General features: G+C 68.1%; 23 protein-coding genes. 16 read left to right on the top strand and 7 right to left on the bottom strand.

Going from position 1 to position 17946, the window contains the following annotated elements:
- The first annotated feature begins 107 nt into the window (after positions 1 to 107).
- Together fdhD and ACE3P6_RS17125 are read left to right on the top strand one after the other, a co-directional pair.
- A complete protein-coding gene (gene fdhD / locus ACE3P6_RS17130; protein ID WP_374397486.1) occupies positions 108 to 920 on the top strand; it encodes a formate dehydrogenase accessory sulfurtransferase FdhD in 813 nt (270 codons plus the stop codon).
- A complete protein-coding gene (locus ACE3P6_RS17125) occupies positions 910 to 1140 on the top strand; it encodes a formate dehydrogenase subunit delta (RefSeq protein WP_374397484.1) in 231 nt (76 codons plus the stop codon). Before fdhD ends, ACE3P6_RS17125 begins: the two co-directional genes overlap by 11 nt.
- Positions 1141 to 1255: 115 nt before the next feature.
- On the opposite strand, the gene rfbA is transcribed toward ACE3P6_RS17125, so the two are convergent.
- Genes rfbA through rfbC form a run of 5 tightly spaced genes read right to left on the bottom strand, consistent with a single transcriptional unit; the run spans position 1256 to position 5034 of the window.
- Positions 1256 to 2128, bottom strand: coding sequence for a glucose-1-phosphate thymidylyltransferase RfbA (gene rfbA, locus ACE3P6_RS17120; protein WP_374397481.1), 873 nt, complete (start codon positions 2126 to 2128; stop codon positions 1256 to 1258).
- Positions 2125 to 2970 (bottom strand): dTDP-4-dehydrorhamnose reductase, encoded by an 846-nt coding sequence (gene rfbD, locus ACE3P6_RS17115; protein ID WP_374397478.1) that lies wholly within the window; start codon positions 2968 to 2970, stop codon positions 2125 to 2127. The genes rfbA and rfbD overlap by 4 nt, the downstream gene beginning before the upstream one ends.
- Complete coding sequence (locus ACE3P6_RS17110; protein WP_374397476.1) at positions 2967 to 3437, bottom strand: metal-dependent hydrolase; 471 nt, start codon at positions 3435 to 3437, stop codon at positions 2967 to 2969. The genes rfbD and ACE3P6_RS17110 overlap by 4 nt, the downstream gene beginning before the upstream one ends.
- Positions 3437 to 4474: a dTDP-glucose 4,6-dehydratase gene (rfbB, locus tag ACE3P6_RS17105; RefSeq protein WP_374397472.1), complete on the bottom strand. Its 1038-nt coding sequence runs from the start codon at positions 4472 to 4474 to the stop codon at positions 3437 to 3439. Before rfbB ends, ACE3P6_RS17110 begins: the two co-directional genes overlap by 1 nt.
- Positions 4471 to 5034: a dTDP-4-dehydrorhamnose 3,5-epimerase gene (gene rfbC / locus ACE3P6_RS17100; protein WP_374370483.1), complete on the bottom strand. Its 564-nt coding sequence runs from the start codon at positions 5032 to 5034 to the stop codon at positions 4471 to 4473. Before rfbC ends, rfbB begins: the two co-directional genes overlap by 4 nt.
- A 185-nt stretch (positions 5035 to 5219) precedes the next feature.
- Between rfbC and ACE3P6_RS17095 the strand changes: the two genes are divergently transcribed.
- The 11 genes from ACE3P6_RS17095 (at position 5220) to ACE3P6_RS17045 (ending at position 15462) form a co-directional block, all read left to right on the top strand.
- Positions 5220 to 5411 (top strand): hypothetical protein, encoded by a 192-nt coding sequence (locus ACE3P6_RS17095; RefSeq protein WP_374397469.1) that lies wholly within the window; start codon positions 5220 to 5222, stop codon positions 5409 to 5411.
- An 84-nt stretch (positions 5412 to 5495) separates the two neighbouring features.
- On the top strand, positions 5496 to 6647 hold the full coding sequence (locus ACE3P6_RS17090) for a saccharopine dehydrogenase family protein (RefSeq protein WP_374397467.1): 1152 nt from the start codon (positions 5496 to 5498) through the stop codon (positions 6645 to 6647).
- Positions 6648 to 6794: 147 nt separating this feature from the next.
- Complete coding sequence (locus tag ACE3P6_RS17085) at positions 6795 to 8498, top strand: heparinase II/III family protein (protein WP_374397464.1); 1704 nt, start codon at positions 6795 to 6797, stop codon at positions 8496 to 8498.
- Positions 8499 to 8529: 31 nt separating this feature from the next.
- Positions 8530 to 10116 carry a bifunctional phosphoribosylaminoimidazolecarboxamide formyltransferase/IMP cyclohydrolase gene (gene purH / locus ACE3P6_RS17080; protein WP_374397461.1) on the top strand — a complete coding sequence of 529 codons (1587 nt, stop codon included), beginning with the start codon at positions 8530 to 8532 and terminating at the stop codon, positions 10114 to 10116.
- 2 nt (positions 10117 to 10118) lie between these two features.
- Positions 10119 to 10613: a signal peptidase II gene (lspA, locus tag ACE3P6_RS17075; RefSeq protein WP_374397497.1), complete on the top strand. Its 495-nt coding sequence runs from the start codon at positions 10119 to 10121 to the stop codon at positions 10611 to 10613.
- A gap of 60 nt (positions 10614 to 10673) precedes the next feature.
- Positions 10674 to 11204 carry a DUF3035 domain-containing protein gene (locus tag ACE3P6_RS17070; RefSeq protein ID WP_374370471.1) on the top strand — a complete coding sequence of 177 codons (531 nt, stop codon included), beginning with the start codon at positions 10674 to 10676 and terminating at the stop codon, positions 11202 to 11204.
- Between the two features lie 84 nt (positions 11205 to 11288).
- Positions 11289 to 12686 (top strand): M16 family metallopeptidase, encoded by a 1398-nt coding sequence (locus ACE3P6_RS17065; protein WP_374397459.1) that lies wholly within the window; start codon positions 11289 to 11291, stop codon positions 12684 to 12686.
- A complete protein-coding gene (locus ACE3P6_RS17060; RefSeq protein WP_374397456.1) occupies positions 12683 to 13978 on the top strand; it encodes a M16 family metallopeptidase in 1296 nt (431 codons plus the stop codon). The genes ACE3P6_RS17065 and ACE3P6_RS17060 overlap by 4 nt, the downstream gene beginning before the upstream one ends.
- Before the next feature lie 131 nt (positions 13979 to 14109).
- Entirely contained in the window at positions 14110 to 14775 is a 666-nt protein-coding gene (pgsA, locus tag ACE3P6_RS17055) for a CDP-diacylglycerol--glycerol-3-phosphate 3-phosphatidyltransferase (protein ID WP_374397453.1), read from the top strand.
- The gene (gene moaD / locus ACE3P6_RS17050; RefSeq protein WP_374397495.1) at positions 14775 to 15020 is read left to right on the top strand and encodes a molybdopterin converting factor subunit 1; all 246 of its coding nucleotides are present in this window, start codon (positions 14775 to 14777) and stop codon (positions 15018 to 15020) included. The genes pgsA and moaD overlap by 1 nt, the downstream gene beginning before the upstream one ends.
- Position 15021: 1 nt before the next feature.
- On the top strand, positions 15022 to 15462 hold the full coding sequence (locus tag ACE3P6_RS17045; protein WP_374397450.1) for a molybdenum cofactor biosynthesis protein MoaE: 441 nt from the start codon (positions 15022 to 15024) through the stop codon (positions 15460 to 15462).
- A 116-nt stretch (positions 15463 to 15578) separates the two neighbouring features.
- Here the strand turns inward: ACE3P6_RS17045 and ACE3P6_RS17040 are convergent, their stop codons facing one another.
- Complete coding sequence (locus tag ACE3P6_RS17040) at positions 15579 to 15995, bottom strand: Rrf2 family transcriptional regulator (RefSeq protein WP_374397447.1); 417 nt, start codon at positions 15993 to 15995, stop codon at positions 15579 to 15581.
- An 83-nt stretch (positions 15996 to 16078) separates the two neighbouring features.
- Between ACE3P6_RS17040 and ACE3P6_RS17035 the strand changes: the two genes are divergently transcribed.
- The 3 genes from ACE3P6_RS17035 to ACE3P6_RS17025 are packed head-to-tail and all read left to right on the top strand — an operon-like array spanning position 16079 to position 17411.
- Entirely contained in the window at positions 16079 to 16504 is a 426-nt protein-coding gene (locus ACE3P6_RS17035; RefSeq protein ID WP_374397445.1) for a group III truncated hemoglobin, read from the top strand.
- Positions 16501 to 16980 (top strand): hemerythrin domain-containing protein, encoded by a 480-nt coding sequence (locus ACE3P6_RS17030; RefSeq protein ID WP_374397442.1) that lies wholly within the window; start codon positions 16501 to 16503, stop codon positions 16978 to 16980. The genes ACE3P6_RS17035 and ACE3P6_RS17030 overlap by 4 nt, the downstream gene beginning before the upstream one ends.
- Positions 16980 to 17411, top strand: coding sequence for a DUF488 domain-containing protein (locus ACE3P6_RS17025; RefSeq protein ID WP_374397440.1), 432 nt, complete (start codon positions 16980 to 16982; stop codon positions 17409 to 17411). Before ACE3P6_RS17030 ends, ACE3P6_RS17025 begins: the two co-directional genes overlap by 1 nt.
- A 9-nt stretch (positions 17412 to 17420) precedes the next feature.
- Here ACE3P6_RS17025 and rnk read toward each other — a convergent pair whose 3' ends face one another.
- Positions 17421 to 17825 (bottom strand): nucleoside diphosphate kinase regulator, encoded by a 405-nt coding sequence (gene rnk / locus ACE3P6_RS17020; protein ID WP_374397437.1) that lies wholly within the window; start codon positions 17823 to 17825, stop codon positions 17421 to 17423.
- Positions 17826 to 17946 lie beyond the last annotated feature (121 nt).

Raw genomic sequence — 17946 nt, 5'->3', positions numbered from 1 at the left:
GAATACAAGGTGACGGCGGTGCAGGTCTCGCCCTCCAACGGCCCGACCGAGTGGCAGGAAGAGTACAACGCCCAGGCCGCCCAATCGCGCCGGATCCTGGCGGCGGAATGAAGGGCGCCCCGACAGGTGCACGCGCCACGCCCCGGCTGGTGTTCGGTGCCTCGGTTCAGCCGGGGGACCGGGTGCTGCCCGAAGAGGTGGCCGTTGCCCTGTCGTTCAACGGGACCACGCAGGCGGTGATGATGGCGACCCCGGCGGATCTGGAGGATTTCGGGGTAGGCTTCGCCCTGACCGAAGGCATCGCCGGGCCGCAGGATATTCTGTCGGTCGAGGTCGAAACCGTGCCTCGCGGTTGCGACGTACAGGTCTGGCTGCGCCCGGAGGCCGAGGCGCGGCTCGTGGCGCGGCGTCGGAAGATGGCGGGACCGGTGGGCTGCGGGCTCTGCGGGATCGACTCGATCGACCAGGCCTTGCGCGAGGTGCCGGTGGTGGCGCCCTCGGCCTTTCGGATGACGCCCGCGCAGGTGCTGGCGGCGGTGGCGGCGCTTCCGGGGGAACAACGGCTGCATGACGCGACGCGGGCGGTGCATGGCGCGGCGTTCTGGAACGGGCGGGTTCTCCTGGCCCGCGAAGACGTGGGGCGGCACAATGCGCTGGACAAGCTGGTGGGCGGGATGGTCCGGCAGGGGATCGGGCCGGAGGGCGCGGTGGTGCTGACCAGCCGTGTCTCGACCGATATGGTGCAGAAGGTCGCCATGCTGGGTGCGCCGATGATCGTCGCGGTCTCGGCGCCGACGGTGGCGGCGGTGGAGCTGGCGGAGCGGGCGGGGATCACCCTGGTCGCGCTGGCGAAGGGGGACCGCTTCGAGGTCTTCTCGCATACGGATAGATTGCAGACGGAGGGGGCCCATGTCGGCTGACAAGATCGTTCGCATGGCGAATGACATCGCGAAATTCATGGAATCGAAGCCGCATGCCGAGGGGGTTTCGATGCTCGCCGCGCATATCAACGACTTCTGGGAGCCCCGGATGCGGCGGCAGTTCTTCCAGAAACTCGATGCGGGCGAGGCGGGATTCCGGCCCCTGGTGCTGGAAGCGGCGGGGGCGATCCGGCGGCCTGCGGCGGAAGAGGCTGCCTGACTGTCCACGGTGGACAGGAATTTCGGCTGAACGATTTCAATGGGTTGGTTGCGGACGTTCAGGATTTCTTAACGCCTTGACTGACGGGAGGCCCCGGATCAGGTCCGGGGCGGGGTCACTCCCGCAGCACCCCCGCAAGATGCAGGCCATAGCTGGACTTGCCGAAGACCTTCGCCCGGTCCGCCAGTCCGCCACGGTCGATCCAGCCCTGACGGAAGGCGATCTCGTCCGGTGAGCCGACCTGCATGCCCTGCCGGTCCTGCAGGGTGCGGACGAAGTTCCCGGCGTCGAGCAGGCTGCCCGGCGTGCCCGTATCAAGCCAGGCAAAGCCGCGCCCCATGCGTTCGACCTGGAGCGAGCCTTCGGCGCGGTAATGTTCCAGCACATCGACGATTTCCAGCTCGCCGCGCGGGGAAGGCTTGATGGTGGCGGCAATCTCGGGCGCGCGACCGTCGAGGAAATAGAGGCCGGTGATGGCGAAATTCGACGGCGGCACGGCAGGCTTTTCGACGATCTGGGTGACGCGGCCATCGGCATCGAAAGCCGCGACGCCATAGCGTTCCGGGTCCGAGACATGATAGCCGAAGACGGTGCCGCCAGAGGCCTGTGCCGAGGCCCGCAGCAGGATGTCCGGCAGGCCGTGGCCGAAGAAGATGTTGTCGCCCAAGACCATCGCCGAGGGCGCGCCGTTCAGGAAATCGCGGGTCAGGAGATAGGCCTGCGCCAAGCCTTCCGGCTTTTCCTGGATGATCCAGGTGAAGCCGACGCCCCACTGGCTGCCGTCGCCCAAGAGGCGCTGGAACTGCGGCTGGTCCTCGGGCGTGGTGATGATCGCGATCTCGCGGATGCCGGCCAGCATCAGGACCGAGATCGGGTAGTAGACCATCGGCTTGTCGTAGATCGGCAAGAGCTGCTTCGAGGTGCCGAGCGTGATCGGCCAGAGCCGCGAGCCGGTGCCCCCGGCGAGCAGGATGCCTTTGCGGGTCATGGACGAAGCTCCTTCAAAATGTCGGAAAGGCCGGCCCGCCAGTCCGGGCGGGAAATGCCGAACGTGGCGTCGAAGAGGCTGCAATCGAGCCGGGAATTCTGCGGGCGGCGGGCGGGCGTGGGATAGGCGGCGGTCGGGATGTCGTCGATGCGGCAGGTGAGCCCGGCCTGCGCCATGATCTCGCGCGCGAACTCGGCCCAGCTGGTATCGGGACTGCCCGAAAGATGATGGGTGCCACCTTCCGCCCCGTCGAGAAGCGAGCTGGCGGCTTCCACGAGGGCCCGGGCAATCGCGGCGGCGGGGGTCGGGCCGCCGATCTGGTCGGCGACGACGTTGAGGCTTTCACGCTCAGCCCCGAGGCGGAGCATGGTTTTCACGAAATTCGCGCCGTGGGCCGAGACGACCCAGGAGGTGCGCAGGATCAGGTGGGGGCCGTCGGCGCCCCGGACACCGAGTTCCCCGGCCAGCTTCGACCGGCCATAGGCGTTGAGGGGCGCGGTCGGGTCATCCGGCGCGAAGGGCAGGTCGCCGGAGCCGTCGAAGACGTAGTCGGTCGAGACATGCAGGAACGGCAGGCCCTTTGCCGCGGCGGCGCGGGCCATCGCGGCGGGGGCATCGCCGTTGACGATCGTGGCGGTGGCTTCCTCGGTCTCGGCCTGATCGACGGCAGTCCAGGCGGTGGCGTTGATCACGGCGTCGGCGTTCGTGGCGGCGATCACGGCGGCGCAGGCAGCGGGGTTCAGGAGGTTGGCGTCCTCGCGGCCCAGGAAGGTGGCGTCGGGGGCGATGCGCTGAAGCTCGCGCGCGACCTGGCCGGTCTTGCCGAAGATCAGGAGGGTCATGTCGCAAGATCCCTTCGCAGCCAGAGTGCCAGCGCCGCCGACCAGATGGCGATTTCTGCCAGAAACGTCCAGTGCAGCATGAATGAGACGATCCAATGGCCGTGATTGGGTGGGACTGTCACCAGTTCAAACAGGTGATCGGAAAACGGGGCGCCCCACATGATGCCGCCGCCGATGGTGTCGAGCATCAGGTGTATGAGGATTGCAGCAAAAAAGACCAAGGCGGTGCGCAGGTAGCCCAGCCACAAGGCTAGCGGCAGCGCGACGACGGCGAGCGCGACCCAGAATGCGGGGATATGCACCCAATAGCGGTGGTGGTGGAAGGCACGGCCATCGACAAAGTGAAACCACAGCATGTCGATGTCGGGGAAGACAGCGCCGATCAGAGTAACCGGCATCAGCGCCGGGATCGCCTTGGGCAAGCTGCGCGCCAGCAGATAACCCGAGGGCAGGTGGGCGGTCAGCATCAGCCCTTCCCCAGCCTTTCGCCCACCCCCTTGCGATCTAACAGCGGGCGCCACCATGCCTCGTTGTCCAAGTACCAGCGGACGGTGCGTCTTAGCCCTTCTTCCACGGTCACGCTGGGCCGCCAGCCGAGTTCGTCGCGGATGCGGCTGGGGTCGATGGCGTAGCGGACGTCGTGGCCGGGGCGGTCGGTGACGAAGGTGATCAGGTCGGCGTGAGGAGTGGTTTTGGGGGCCATCTCGTCCAGCAGCGCGCAGATGGTGCGGACGAGGTCGATGTTGCGGCGTTCGTTCTCTCCGCCGATGTTGTAGCTGCGGCCGAGTTGGCCTTTCTGGAGGACGAGGAGGAGGGCGTCGGCGTGGTCCTCGACGTAGAGCCAATCGCGGATGTTCTCGCCATTGCCGTAGACCGGGATGGGCTTGCCGTGCAGCGCGTTCAGGATGGTGACGGGGATCAGCTTTTCCGGGAAATGGTAGGGGCCGTAGTTGTTGGAGCAGTTGGTGAGGACCACGGGCAGGCCGTAGGTTTCGGCCCAGGCGCGGACCAGGTGGTCGGAGGCGGCTTTCGACGCGGAATAGGGCGAGCGGGGGTCGTAGGGGGTGTGTTCGGTGAACTGGCCCTCCGGTCCCAGCGAGCCGAAGACCTCGTCGGTGGAGATGTGGTGGAAGCGGAAGCCTGCCGGTTTCCCGGCGCGGGTCCAGTGGGCGCGGGCGGCCTCCAGCAGGTTGAAGGTGCCGGTGATGTTGGTCTCGATGAAATCCGCAGGGCCGTCGATGGAGCGGTCGACATGGCTTTCGGCGGCGAGGTGCATCACGGCGTCGGGACGGTGCAGGGCGAAGATGCGGTCCAGCGCGGCGCGGTCGCGGATGTCGGCCTGTTCGAAGCTGTAGAGGTTGGAGCGGGCGACGGAGGCGACATTGGCCTCGTTCGCGGCATAGGTCATGGCGTCGAGGTTGACGACTTCATGGCCGCGCGACACGGCCAGGCGGACGACGGCGGAACCGATGAACCCGGCGCCGCCGGTGACGAGGAGTTTCATTCCGTCACCCCATAGCGGAAGGGTTGGCCGATGTCGGCGAGGAGGGGGGCGCGGGCGTCCTTGTCGGAGAGGATGGGGGTGCTGGTGCCCCAGTCGATGCCGAGGGTGGGGTCGTCCCAGCGGACGGCGCCGTCATTCTCGGGGGAGTAGAGGTCGGAGCATTTGTACTGGACTTCGGTGTCGGCGGTGAGCGTCACGAAGCCGTGCAGGAAGCCCTTCGGCACGAAGAGTTGCCGCCCGTTGTCGGCGGTCAGTTCGACGGCGACGTGCTGGCCGTAAGTGGGCGAGCCGGTGCGGATGTCCACCGCGACGTCGAGGATCGCGCCGCGCGAGCAGCGGACGAGCTTGTCCTGCGCGCGGGGGGGCGACTGGACGTGCAGGCCCCGGAGCGTGCCCTTGGCGGCGGAGAAGGAGTGGTTGTCCTGCACGAAAGGAAGGTCGAGGCCGGCGTCGGCCATTCGGGCGCCGTTCCAGGTTTCCATGAACCAGCCACGCGCATCGCTGAGGCGGCGGGGGGTGAGGATCAGGACCTCGGGCAATGCGGTCGGGTCGATCTGCATGCGCAATACTCGTCAGAAGGCATGGCGCAGACTTGCGGTGATACGGCGGGTTTTGCAAGCCGGGAAGGGCCGGAAACGGTTTGTTTGCGGGGTTTTGCCGGTTTGGCGCATCGGCTATCACGAGGTCGGATCGACCATGCGGAAGGACGGGACGCCGCTGACGCACCGGCTCATCATGTTCGGGCGTGCCTACAAGCGGCAACCGGCGGGGCGGGTGTTCTTGCAGCGGTTCGTGGCCGGGGGCGGGGGCGACGGACTGGGACGCTCCGGCGCTGCGGCTGGCCGAGAACCCGCCGCTGCTGACGCTGGGCGCGCTGGACAAGGGTGTCTGGGGGAGGGCGAAGCTGGAATTCGACAGGCACGTCGCGGACGTGTGAGAGGGCGCAAATCTTTTCGAAAAGATTTGGGCCATGAATTTTCGAAAATTCCCGGTCGAGCGTCGGCCGGGCGGAGGAGAAGAGATGACGATCCATTGGTGCGGCACGGGGCGGTTGTCCCTTCCGGGGCTGCGGCGGCTGATCGGAGCGGGGCATCCGGTCGCGGTCTGGGACCGCACGGTGGAGATCGCGCGGGCCGGGGTCGGTGACCTGACGCGGGATATCCGGGCGTTCAGCCCGGAGGCACTGGCGCAAGCGCTGAAGCCGCAGGACATCGCGGTGTCGATGGTGCCGGCCGACAAGCATGTGGGCATCGCCAGACTGTGCCTGGAGAAGGGGGCGAACTTCTGTTCCTCCAGCTACATCGCGCCGGAGATGCGGGCGCTGGACGAGGCCTTCCGCGAGGCGGGGCTGGTGTCGATCAACGAGGTGGGGCTGGACCCCGGGATCGACCACCTGATGGCGCATGATCTGGTGGCGCGCTATCGGGCGTCCAAGGCCTATCACAACGACAACGTGCTGAGCTTCACCAGCTATTGCGGCGAGGTGCCGAAGGAGCCGAACGCCTTCCGCTACAAGTTCAGCCGGGCTCCGGCGGGGGTGCTGAAGGCGCTGCGCTCGCCCTCGCGGTCGCTGCGCCACTTCACCGAACTCAGGGTGGCGCGGCCCTGGGATGCGATCAGCCGCTATGATGCGCCCTTGCCGGTGCCGGAAAGCTTCGAGGTCTATCCGAACCGCGACAGCTATCCGTTCATGGACGAGTATCGCTTCGAGAAGCACTGGAAGGTCAGGGACTTCGTCCGGGGCACGATCCGGCTGAACGGCTGGGCCGATGCCTGGGCGCCGATCTTCCGCGAGATCGAGGGGCTGGAGGGAAAACCGGCGGCGGAGGTCGATGCGGCGCTGAACGCGCGGGCGGCGGAATTGCTGCGCGACAACTCCTATGCCGAGGGCGAGCCGGACCGGGTGGTGCTGTTCGTCTCGCTGAAGGCGGAACGCGAGGGCGTGCCGGTGTTCCACCAGACCTGGGCGATGGATGCCTGGGGCGATGTGCGCGGCACGGCGATGGGGCGGCTGGTCTCGGTGCCGGTGTCGTTGGCGGTGGAGGCGGTGCTGAACCGGGAAATCCCGGCGGGGGTGCATGGCGCGCCGCATGATCCGAGGCTGCTGGCGCGCTGGCTGGATCAGGTCGGGCATCTGGCGCAGGTGTTGCGGCGGATCGACCATCTGGCCTGACGGCCCCCAGGCAAATCCTCCTCGCTCGACTTCGTCTTCTCGTCGGTGATCGGCGGGGAGAAGACGAAATCATCGACGAGCGACCCGGTTTTGCCTATCATCGGCGCTCACGACCTGGGCGAACCGGGCAAGCGAGCGAGGCAGGACGTGCGCACCACGTCACAACGACTGGATCGGCTGGCTGACCGGCTGGCCGTGTTGGCAGCGCGTCGGGCGCGGCCTGCGGGCGGCTTCGTGTCGCAGCCGGAACCGCGGTCGATCGGGCTTTACACGCGCGGCAAGCAGTTGATCCTGGGGAATATCCTGCTGGCCGGGCATCTGGCCGAGGCGCCGGGCGCTTCGCTTTGGGATATCGCAGCGCCAGGGGGGTTCGCGGCGGAGGCGCAGGGGTTCGGCTGGCTGGACGACCTCGCGGCGCTGGGGACGAAAGAGGCGCAGGCGCGGGCGCAGGACTGGACCTGGGGCTGGATCGCGCGGTTCGGCGGGGGTCGGGGGCCGGGCTGGACGCCGGACCTGACCGGGCGGCGGATCATCCGTTGGGTGCATCACGCGACGCTGTTGTTGCAGGCGCGCGACAGGGCGCAGTCGGCGGCGTTCTATGCGGCGCTGTCGCGGCAGGCGACTTACCTCTCGAAGCGCTGGCGCAGCGCGGCGGAGGGGTTGCCCCGGTTCGAGGCGCTGACCGGGTTGGTCTATGCCGGGATTTCGCTGATCGGGATGGAGGGGCTGGTGACCCCGGCCTCAGCCGCGCTGGCGGCGGCCTGCGAGGCGGATATCGACGCCGAGGGCGGCATCCCGACGCGGAACCCGGAGGAGCTCTTGGAGGTGCTGACGCTGCTGACCTGGTCGGCGAGCGCGATGAGCGAGGCCAGTCTGACGGTGCCCCCGGCGCTGTCGGCGGCGATCACCCGGATCGCCCCGGCGCTGCGGGCGGTGCGACATTCGGACGGGGAACTGGCGCGATTCCACGGCGGGGACAAGGGGACGGAAGGGCGGCTGGACCAGGCGCTGGCGGCGGCGGGGGTGCGGGCGGGGGCGACGCCCGCCATCGCGATGGGCTATGCGCGGCTGCATGGCGGACGGACCTCGGTCATCGTCGATGCCTCGGCGCCTCCCGGCGGGCGGGCGGCGCGGACGGCGCATGCCTCGACCGGGGCGTTCGAGCTGTGTTCGGGGCGGCGGGCGCTGGTGGTCAATTGCGGCTCGGGCGCGGGGTTCGGGGCGGACTGGGCGCGGGCCTCGCGGGCGACGGCCTCGCATTCCACGTTGGGGATGGAGGGGGTGTCGTCCTCGCGCCTGGGCGCGGCGGGCGAGGCGCTGGAGCATCGGGCGCAGGTCACCGGCTCGCGCCTCACGGTGGGGACCGAGGGGACGGACCTGTATCTGGCGCATGACGGCTGGCTTTCCAGCCACGGGCTGACGGCGAGCCGCAGCCTGACGCTGGCGCAGGACGGGCGGCGGCTCTCCGGGGTGGATGCGCTGACCGCGATGACGGTCGAGGCGCGCCGGCGGTTCGAGGATGCGATGACCCAGACCGCGATGGCGGGTGCGCATTTCGCGATCCGATTCCACCTGCACCCGGAGGTGGATGCAACGCTGGACATGGGTGGGGCGGCGGTGTCGATGGCGCTGCGCAGTGGCGAGATCTGGGTCCTGCGCTACAGCGGACCGGCGGACTTGCGGCTGGAGCCCTCGGCCTATCTGGAAAGCGGGCGGCTGAACCCGCGGCCCTGCACGCAGATCGTGCTGCGGGGCGAGGCGCGTGGCTTCGAGACACGGGTGGGCTGGACCTTGGCGAAGGCAAAGGATACTCCGCTCGCCATCCGGGACCTGGAGGGGGTGGACCCCTGACGGCCCCACGGGCAAGCGAAGGGTTCCAGCGATGACCAACCTCGTCCCCATCGGCCGCGCGCTGATTTCGGTTTCCGACAAGACCGGGCTTCTGGACCTGGCCCGCGCACTGGCGGGATACGGGGTGGAGCTGATCTCGACCGGCGGAACCAGCGGCATGTTGCGGGCGGCGGGGCTAAAGGTGCGGGACGTGGCCGAGGTGACCGGCTTCCCCGAGATGATGGACGGGCGGGTCAAGACTCTGCACCCGAACGTGCATGGCGGGCTTCTGGCGCTGCGCGACGACGACGAGCATCTGGTGGCGATGGCGGCGCACGGGATCGAGCCGATCGACCTTTTGATCGTCAATCTCTACCCGTTCGAGCAGACGGTGGCGGCGGGCGCGGATCATGCGACCTGCATCGAGAACATCGACATCGGCGGCCCGGCGATGATCCGGGCGGCGGCGAAGAACCATCGCTTTGTCACGGTGGTAACGGACCCGCTGGACTATGACTGCCTCTTGGCGCAGCTGAAGGCGAATGACGGGGCGACGGGGATGGCGTTCCGGCAGAAGATGGCACTGACGGCCTATTCCCGGACGGCGGCCTATGACACGGCGGTTTCCACCTGGCTGGCGGAGGAGATCGGCCAGCCGAACCCGCGCTACCGCAGCTTTGCCGGGCGGCTGGCGCAGGCGCTGCGCTATGGCGAGAACCCGCATCAGGCGGCGGCCTTCTACACCGACGGCACGCGCCGCCCCGGCGTGGCGACGGCGCGGCAGTGGCAGGGCAAGGAGCTGTCCTACAACAACATCAACGACACCGATGCGGCGTTTGAACTGGTGGCGGAGTTTGCCGGGGGCGCTCCGGCCTGCGCGATCATCAAGCATGCGAATCCTTGCGGGGTGGCGACGGCCTCGACGCTGCTGGAGGCCTATCAGCGCGCCTACCACTGCGACCAGACCAGCGCGTTCGGCGGGATCGTGGCGCTGAATCAGGTGCTGGATGGGGCGACGGCGGAGGAGATCGTGAAGATCTTCACCGAAGTGGTGATTGCCCCCGATGCGACCGAAGAGGCGCGGGCGGTGTTCGCGGGGAAGAAGAACCTGCGGCTCTTGACCACGGGCGCCTTGCCGGATGCGAAGGCGAAGGGCCTGGCGTTCAAGCAGGTGGCGGGGGGGTTCCTGGTGCAGGACCGGGATGCGGGGCATCTGGCGGCCAGCGACCTGAAGGTGGTGACGAAGCGGGCGCCGACCGAGGCGGAAATGGCCGACCTCATGTTCGCCTGGACGGTGGCGAAGCATGTGAAATCGAACGCCATCATCTATGTGAAGGACGGGGCGACCGTGGGCGTCGGCGCGGGGCAGATGAGCCGCGTCGATAGCACCCGCATAGCCGCGCGCAAGGCCGAGGACATGGCCGAGGCGCTGGGGCTGCCGGGCCCGCTGACCAAGGGCGCGGTCGTCGCCTCGGACGCCTTCTTCCCCTTCGCCGACGGCCTCATCACTGCGGCGGAAGCGGGCGCGACGGCGATCATCCAGCCGGGCGGGTCGATGCGCGACGACGAGGTGATCGCTGCGGCGGACGAACGCGGGCTGGCGATGGTCTTCACCGGCCAGCGGCATTTCCGGCACTGATGATGCGGCGTTTCTGGATCACCGCCGTCGCCACTTTCGTGCTGGACCAGCTGAGCAAGCTGGCGGTGGTGCAGGGGCTGGACCTGTTGAACCGGGGCGAGATCGACGTGCTGCCGCCTTTCCTCACCTTCCGCATGGCCTGGAACCAGGGCATCAACTTCGGCCTCTTGTCGCATGGATCTGACCTGGCGCGCTGGGGGCTGGTCGCCGTGTCGCTGGTGATCTCGGCCTGGGTGGTGTGGTGGATGCGGCGCGAGCGGGGCAACTGGAAGGCGGAACTGGCGGGCGGCCTGCTGGTCGGCGGTGCCCTTGGCAACATCATCGACCGAATCGCCTATGGCGCGGTGGCGGATTTCCTGAACATGTCCTGCTGCGGGATCGAGAATCCCTACGCGTTCAACGTGGCCGATATCGCGATCTTCGCGGGGGCACTGGGGCTGGTGCTGTTTGCCGGGGGGCAGGCGAAGGCTGGAAAACCCGCCCGCCGTCGTCGCTAAACACCCGTGACGCCCGCTTTGCTTTAGGCTAAGACGGGTCAAAGACGTTCGGAGGCAGGCATGCAGGCAGGATACGGCAGGGCGGTCATCGCGGTTGCGGCGATGGTCACGCTTGCGGCCTGCGGCGGCAAGGGCGACCCGCAGCTGATGAACCTGCGCGCGGGCCAGGGGCCGGACGAATTCGCCATCGTGCCGCCGAAGGCGCTGGAAATGCCGGAAAGCCTGTCCGACCTGCCGGAACCGACCCCCGGCGGCTTCAACCGCACCGACCAGAACCCCGAGGCCGATGCCGCGGTGGCGCTGGGGGGCAAGCCCTCGGCGGCGGGGGGCATCCCGGCAAGCGACGCGGCGCTTTACGCCCAATCGGCGCGCTTCGGTGTCGACGCCGGTATTCGCGCGACGCTGGCGGCGGAAGACCTGGATTGGCGGCGCGACAACAACGGCCGCCCGCTGGAGCGGCTGTTCAACGTCAACGTCTACTACAAGGCCTACCGCAAGCAGCGGCTGGATCAGCAGGCCGAGCTTGCGCGCTGGCGGGCGCTTGGCGTCCGCACGCCGTCGGCACCCCCACGCAAGATCGGCGAAGAGTAACAAGCGCGTGGCCCCGGCGCGGCCCGGCTTGATTGTCCGGGCGATGCACCGCAGTTTCCCCGAAGACCTGACCTGGAGACACCGATGTTCGGACGACTGGGCGCTGGCCTTGCCCTTGCGCTGACCTTGGCCCTGCCTGCCGTCGCCGACGAGCCGGTGACGACCTTCACCCTGCAGAACGGCTTGAACGTGGTGGTGATCGAGGATCACCGTGCGCCCGTGGTGGTGCAGATGATCTGGTATCGCGTCGGCGCGGCGGATGAGCCGCCGGGTCATTCCGGCATCGCGCATTTCCTGGAACACCTGATGTTCAAGGGCACCGACAAGGTGGGGCCGAACCAGTTCTCGGGCATCGTCGAGGCGCAGGGGGGCGACGACAACGCGTTCACCTCGTGGGACTATACCGCCTATTTCCAGCGCATCGCCGCCGACCGGCTGGACATGGTGATGGAGATGGAAGCCGACCGGATGCGCAACCTGCGCCTGACCGAAGAGGACGTGACGACCGAGCGCCAGGTGATCCTGGAGGAGCGCGCCCAGCGGACGGACAGCGATCCCGGCGCGCTGTTGATGGAGCAGATGCGGGCGGCGCAGTTCCTGAATTCGCCCTACGGCATCCCGGTGATCGGCTGGCGGCAGGAAATGGCCGACCTCTCGCGCGAGGATGCGCTGTCCTATTACCAGCGCTTCTATGCCCCGAACAACGCGACGCTGGTCATCGCCGGGGATGTGACGCCCGACACGGTGAAGACACTGGCGGAGAAGTACTATGGCCCGCTGAAACCCTCGGACGGGATCGTCCCGCGCGTCCGCCCGCAGGAGCCGCCGCAACTCGCGGAACGTCGGCTGGTGATGGAGGACGAGCGGGTGTCCGAGCCCTATGTCTTCCGCACCTACCTGGCGCCCGAGCGTGACCCCGGCAACCAGCGCGAGGCGGCGGCGCTGACCGTTCTGGCCGAGCTTCTGGGCGGCAACGGCCAGACGTCGGTGCTGGCGCGGGCGCTGCAGTTCGATACGCAGGTGGCGGTCTATTCCTCGGCCTTCTACGACGGGACCAGCATCGACGATGCGACCTTCGGTCTGGCGGTCACGCCGGCTCAGGGCGTGAGCCTGGCCGATGCCGAAGCGGCGCTGGACAAGGTGCTGGCGGATTTCCTGAAGACCGGCCCGGACCCGGCGGCGCTGGAACGCATCCGCACCCAGGTGCGCTCGGGCGAGATCTATGCCCGCGACGACGTGGAAAGCCTGGCCAACCGCTATGGGCAAGAGCTGAGCGTCGGCCTGACGATGACCGATATCGACACCTGGGACGAGGCGCTGTCGGCGGTGACGGCCGAGGATGTGATGGCCGTGGCGCACAAGGTCCTGGACCGGAAGAACGCCGTCACCGGCTGGCTGACCCGGCCTGCTGGCGACCCTGCCGCCGATCCTGCTGCCGAACCCGTCCCCGTGCCTGCCACCGAAGGGGAGGTCCAGCAATGATCCGCGCGCTTTTCACGGCGGCCCTGCTGCTGGCTGCCCCGGTCCGGGCCGAAATCTCGATCCAGGAAGTCACCTCTCCCGGCGGGATCAAGGCCTGGCTGGTCGAGGATCACAACATCCCCTTCACCGCGTTGGAGCTGCAGTTCAAGGGCGGCAGCTCGCTGGAGGCGCCGGACAAGCGGGGCGTGGTCAACCTGATGGCCGCCACGCTGGAGGAAGGCGCGGGGGACATGGACAGCAAGGCCTTCGCCGAGGCGCGAGATGCGCTGGCGGCGGGGATCCACTTCGATTCCGGGGCGGATTCGGTGGGGGTCTCGGCCAAGTTCCTGACCGAAAACCGCGACCAGGCGGTCGAGCTGATGCGGTCGGCGCTGGTCGAGCCGCGCTTCGACCAGGACGCGGTTACCCGTGTGCGGGAACAGGTGTTGTCGAACCTGCGCGCGAACGAGAAGGACCCGGGCACCATTGCCTCGGAAAGGTTCGACGCGCTGGCTTTCGGCGACCATCCCTATGCGACGACCGGCGACGGGACCATCGAGACGGTCACGAAGCTGACCCGCGACGACGTGGTGGCGGCGCACAAGGCAGCCATCGCGCGCGACCGGGTGTTCGTTGCGGCCAGCGGCGACATCACGGCGGAGGAGCTGGGCAAGCTTCTGGACCGGCTTCTGGGCGACCTGCCCGCGACCGGCGCACCGCAGCCGGGCACCGCACCCTGGCTGCTGCCGCCGGGGGTGACGGTGGTCGACTTCCCGACGCCGCAGTCCACGGTGTTCTTCGGGGAAGCAGGCATTCCGCGCGACGACCCGGATTTCTTTCCGGCCTTCATCCTGAACGAGGTGATTGGCGGCGGACGCTTCACCGCCCGGCTGATGACCGAGGTGCGGGAAAAGCGCGGGCTGACCTACGGGATCGGCACCTATCTGGTGAACATGGAACATGCCGACATGCTGCTGGGCCAGTTCTCGGCCTCGAACGACAAGGTGGCCGAAGCGATCAAGGTGGTGCGTGAGGAATGGGGTCGGCTGGTCAAGGATGGAGTGACCCCGGAAGAGCTGGAGGCGACGAAGACCTATCTGACGGGGTCTTACCCGCTGCGATTCGACGGCAACGGGCCGATTGCCAGCATCCTGGTGGGGATGCAGATGGACGCGATGCCGATCGACTATGTCACCACGCGGAACGCGAAGATCGAGGCGGTGACGATGGAGGACATCAAGCGGGTGGCGGCGCGGCTTTTCAAACCCGAGGCCTTGCACTTCGTCGTGGTGGGCCAGCCCGAGGGGATGTGAGCGAAGGCTCGTCGTTCGCCTTCGGCTTCTCCTCGCGGGCCGCATCTCCGACGAGGAGCCGAAGGCGAACGAGAAGGGTCCGGGCGAACAACCCCCTTCCCCCTGCCGGACCCTTGGTCTACCACTTCGGGATGACCTGGACGATCCCGAACACGCTGACCGTGCTTCGTCTGCTCGCCGCGCCCGGCGTTGCGATCATGTTCCTGTATTTCCACCGCCCCTGGGCCGACTGGCTGGCGCTGACCCTTTTCGTGGGCGCCGCGATCACCGACTGGTTCGACGGCTATCTGGCGCGGCTGTGGAAGCAGGAATCGAAGTTCGGCGCGATGCTGGACCCGATTGCCGACAAGGCGATGGTGGTCATCGCGATCATGGTGATCACCGGCTACAACGGGATGAACCCCTGGCTGATCCTGCCCGCGACGCTGATCCTGTTCCGCGAGGTCTTCGTGGGCGGCCTCCGGGAATTCCTCGGCCAGAAGAGCGGGCAGCTCAAGGTGACGAAGCTGGCGAAGTGGAAGACCACGGCGCAGATGCTGGCGATCGCGGTGCTGTTCCTGGGAACCGGGCTGGAATATCTGAACGGCGTGGCGATGCAGGGGATGACACCGGAACAGTATGCCGAGGCGGTGACGGCGGGAACCGCCGACCCGATCCGCGCCTGCGGCAAGCGGGACTGCGCGTCCTATGCGAACCTGGTGGGGTTCTGGCTGATGTGGATCGCGGCGCTGCTGACGGTGGTCACGGGGTGGGAGTATTTCACCAAGTCACTGCCGTTCCTGCGGGAAGACACGTGATCGAGGTGCTGTATTTCGCCTGGGTCCGGGAACGGATCGGGCTGCCGCGCGAGCGGATCGAGACGCGGGCGGCCACTGTCGCCGGGCTGGTCGAGGAGTTGCGCGCGCGGGAAGACCGCTATGCGGCGGCCTTCGCCGACCTGTCCTCGCTGCGGGTGGCGCTGGATCAGGAACTGGCGGATTTCGATGCGCCGCTGGCGGGGGTCCGCGAGGTGGCCTTCTTCCCGCCGATGACCGGGGGCTGAGATGCGGGTCGCGGTCCAGTCCGGGGCGTTCGATGCAGGGGCAGAGGTTTCGGCCTTCTCAGCCGGGGTCCGGGGGGCGGGGGCGGTGGTCAGCTTCACCGGGCTGGTGCGGGACGAAGGCGGCAGGCTTTCGGCGATGGAGATCGAGCATTACCCCGGCATGACCGAGAAGGCGATTGCGGGGATGGTCGAGGAGGCTGTCGCCCGCTGGTCGCTGGTCGATGCCTTGGTGATCCACCGGCATGGGCGGCTGATGCCGGGCGAAGCGATCATGATGGTCGCGACGGCGGGGCTGCACCGGGGGGAGGCTTTCGCGGCGGCGGAATTCCTGATGGATTACCTGAAATCGCGGGCTCCGTTCTGGAAGAAGGAGTTTGCGACCGACGGGGCGGAATGGGTGGCCGCGAAGGACGCGGATGAGGATGCGCTGAAGCGGTGGTAGTGTCCACGCCGGGTGCGGTTGGCCGTGGCCTGGATTTCAATGGCTTGGCTGTGGGCGTTCAGGTTTTGTAAAGACTCGTGGGCACGACCCGCCGCCCCTTCTGGTTGCGGTCGGGTTCAGGCCGCCACATCCGGTTGCAGCGCGATGTCGGCCAGAGTCGTCCGGTCGAGGTCGGCCAGGAACGCCGCCTCGGCAGTGCGGAGCCGCGCCTTCAGGCGGCAGCTTCCGTCAATGGAGCAGTGGCCGCCATCGGTTGCGAAGCAATCGACCAACGGCTGACCCTGCTCAAGCAAGCGGATGACCTGGCCCAGGCCGATCTCGCCTGCCGGGCGGGACAGCATGGCCCCGCCGCCACCGCCGCGCCGGGTGGTGACGTAGCCGGCCTGCGAGAGCCTCTGGATGATCTTGGAGAGGTGGTGGCGGGACAGGCCGAATTCGCCCGCCATCTCGGCCGTGGAGAAGCCCCGGTCGGGCGTGCCCGCCATCCGCATCAGCATCCGCAGCCCGTAGTCGGTGAACGAGGTCAGGCGCATGTCGCGCGGTCCTTCATGAATAGGTATTTACAATACTTATTAGCAGGCCTAGACAGGATTGCAAGCAGACCGGGACCAACGACATGTCCTTGCCCCCGCCTTCGATTGCATCCGCCCGCCCCGCGATCACCGCCGCCCTGATGGCCGAGACCGGGCTGGACGAGGATATCCTGCGCAATCTGGTGCATCGGTTCTATGACAGGGTCCGTGCCGACGCAGTGCTGGGCCCGATCTTTGCCGACCGTATCGCCGACTGGCCCGTGCATCTGGAGCGGATGGTGGACTTCTGGTCCTCGGTCGCGCTGATGACCGGGCGCTTTCATGGCGCGCCGATGCCTGCCCATGCGCGGCTGCCGGTGACATGGGCGCATTTCGAGGGCTGGCTCGACCTGTTCCGCGCGACGGCGGCAGAGGTCTGCCCGCCTGCAGGCGCGGCGCTGGTGGTTGACCGGGCCGAACGGATCGCGCGGTCGCTGCACATGGCGGTCGAAGATGGGAGGAGAAGATGACAGAGCCCCTGCTGCCCGAGGATCCCGCCGCCCTGACCCGACATATCGAGGAGCGGTTCCATGCCCGGCACCGCCAGCAGCTGCCCGCGCTTGCGGCTATGGCCGAACGGGTGGAGGATGTGCATTTCGGCGACGAGGCTGTGCCGGAGGGTCTGTCCGCCCTGTTGCGGCGGATGATCGGCGCTCTGGAGGTGCACATGAAGAAAGAGGAGCTGATCCTGTTTCCCGCGATCCGCCGGGGCGGTGGGTCGGGCGTCGCCGCGCCGATTGCGGTGATGCGCGCGGATCATGACGACCACGACCGCGAGATCGCCGAAATCCGCCGCCTGACCCGGGATCTCACCTTGCCCGAGGACGCCTGCCGGACCTGGGCCGCGCTCTATTCCGGGCTGGGCGAGTTCCTGACCGATCTGGACGCGCATATCCGGCTGGAGAACGAGGTGCTGTTTCCACCCTTCGAAACGGGGGGCAGCTGATGACTGATCCGGTTCCGCCGGTTCCCCCCGTCCCGCCAATTCCCGACGACCCGGCCGAGCGGATTCGGGTCAAGAGGGTCTATCGCGCGGCGCGGGTGTCGGATGGCAAGCGTATCCTGGTCGACCGGCTTTGGCCGCGCGGCGTGTCGAAGGATCGCGCGCGGCTGGACCGCTGGTGCAAGGAGATTGCGCCAAGCGACGCGCTCCGGCGCTGGTTCCATGCCGATCCGCAGAGCTGGGCGGAGTTCGAGCAGCGCTATCGCGCCGAGCTGGCCGCCGAGCCCGCGCTTGTTGCGGAGCTTGCCGCCCTGACCGCGACGGATGTCGTGACGCTCCTCTTCGGCTCGAAGGACGAGGAGCACAACAACGCGACCGTGCTGGCCGAGGTGCTGCAGGACGCGGTCAGGCGCGGGGCGGGCCGCGGGGGCTGAGCGGCCCGGTCAGGCGGGGCCGTTGCCGGGGCCGACGGCCAGGACGGTCAGGTTGCGATGCTCACCCGACCGGGTTTCCCACTGGAACCGGGCGCCCGCCTTCAGGCCGATCAGCGCCACCCCGATCGGGGTCAGGACCGAGGCGCGTCCGGCGTCGATGTCGGCCTCTTCCGGCCAGACCAGGGTGGCGGTCTGTTCCTGCCCGGTGGTTTCGTCGCGCCAGGTGACGCGGCTGCCGATGCCGACGACATCGGCGGGAATCCGGGCGGCGGGAAGGATGCGGGCGCGCGACAGCTCTTCCAGCAGGCGGTCGGCCAGTTCGGGCATCCGCGCCGCAGCGCCCTGGACCAGCGAGTCCAGATGGTCGACGGTTTCCTGCGCGATGGTGATCTGCGGACGAAGGGCCTTGGACATGCGGGACGCTCCTCATGGAATGGCCGGGCGCCGGGCCGGACCGGAAGTGACGGGAAGGGGTGGGAGTTCAGGTGTCCCCGGACGCAGGGTCAGCGGTGCCGCGCCAGCGCCCGGGGTGGGA

This window comes from Tabrizicola sp. (assembly GCF_041911175.1).
In the GTDB taxonomy this organism is placed as follows: Bacteria; Pseudomonadota; Alphaproteobacteria; order Rhodobacterales; family Rhodobacteraceae; genus Tabrizicola.
The sequence above is the reverse complement of the archived record's forward strand: the minus strand, read 5'-3'. Positions and strand labels throughout refer to the sequence as shown.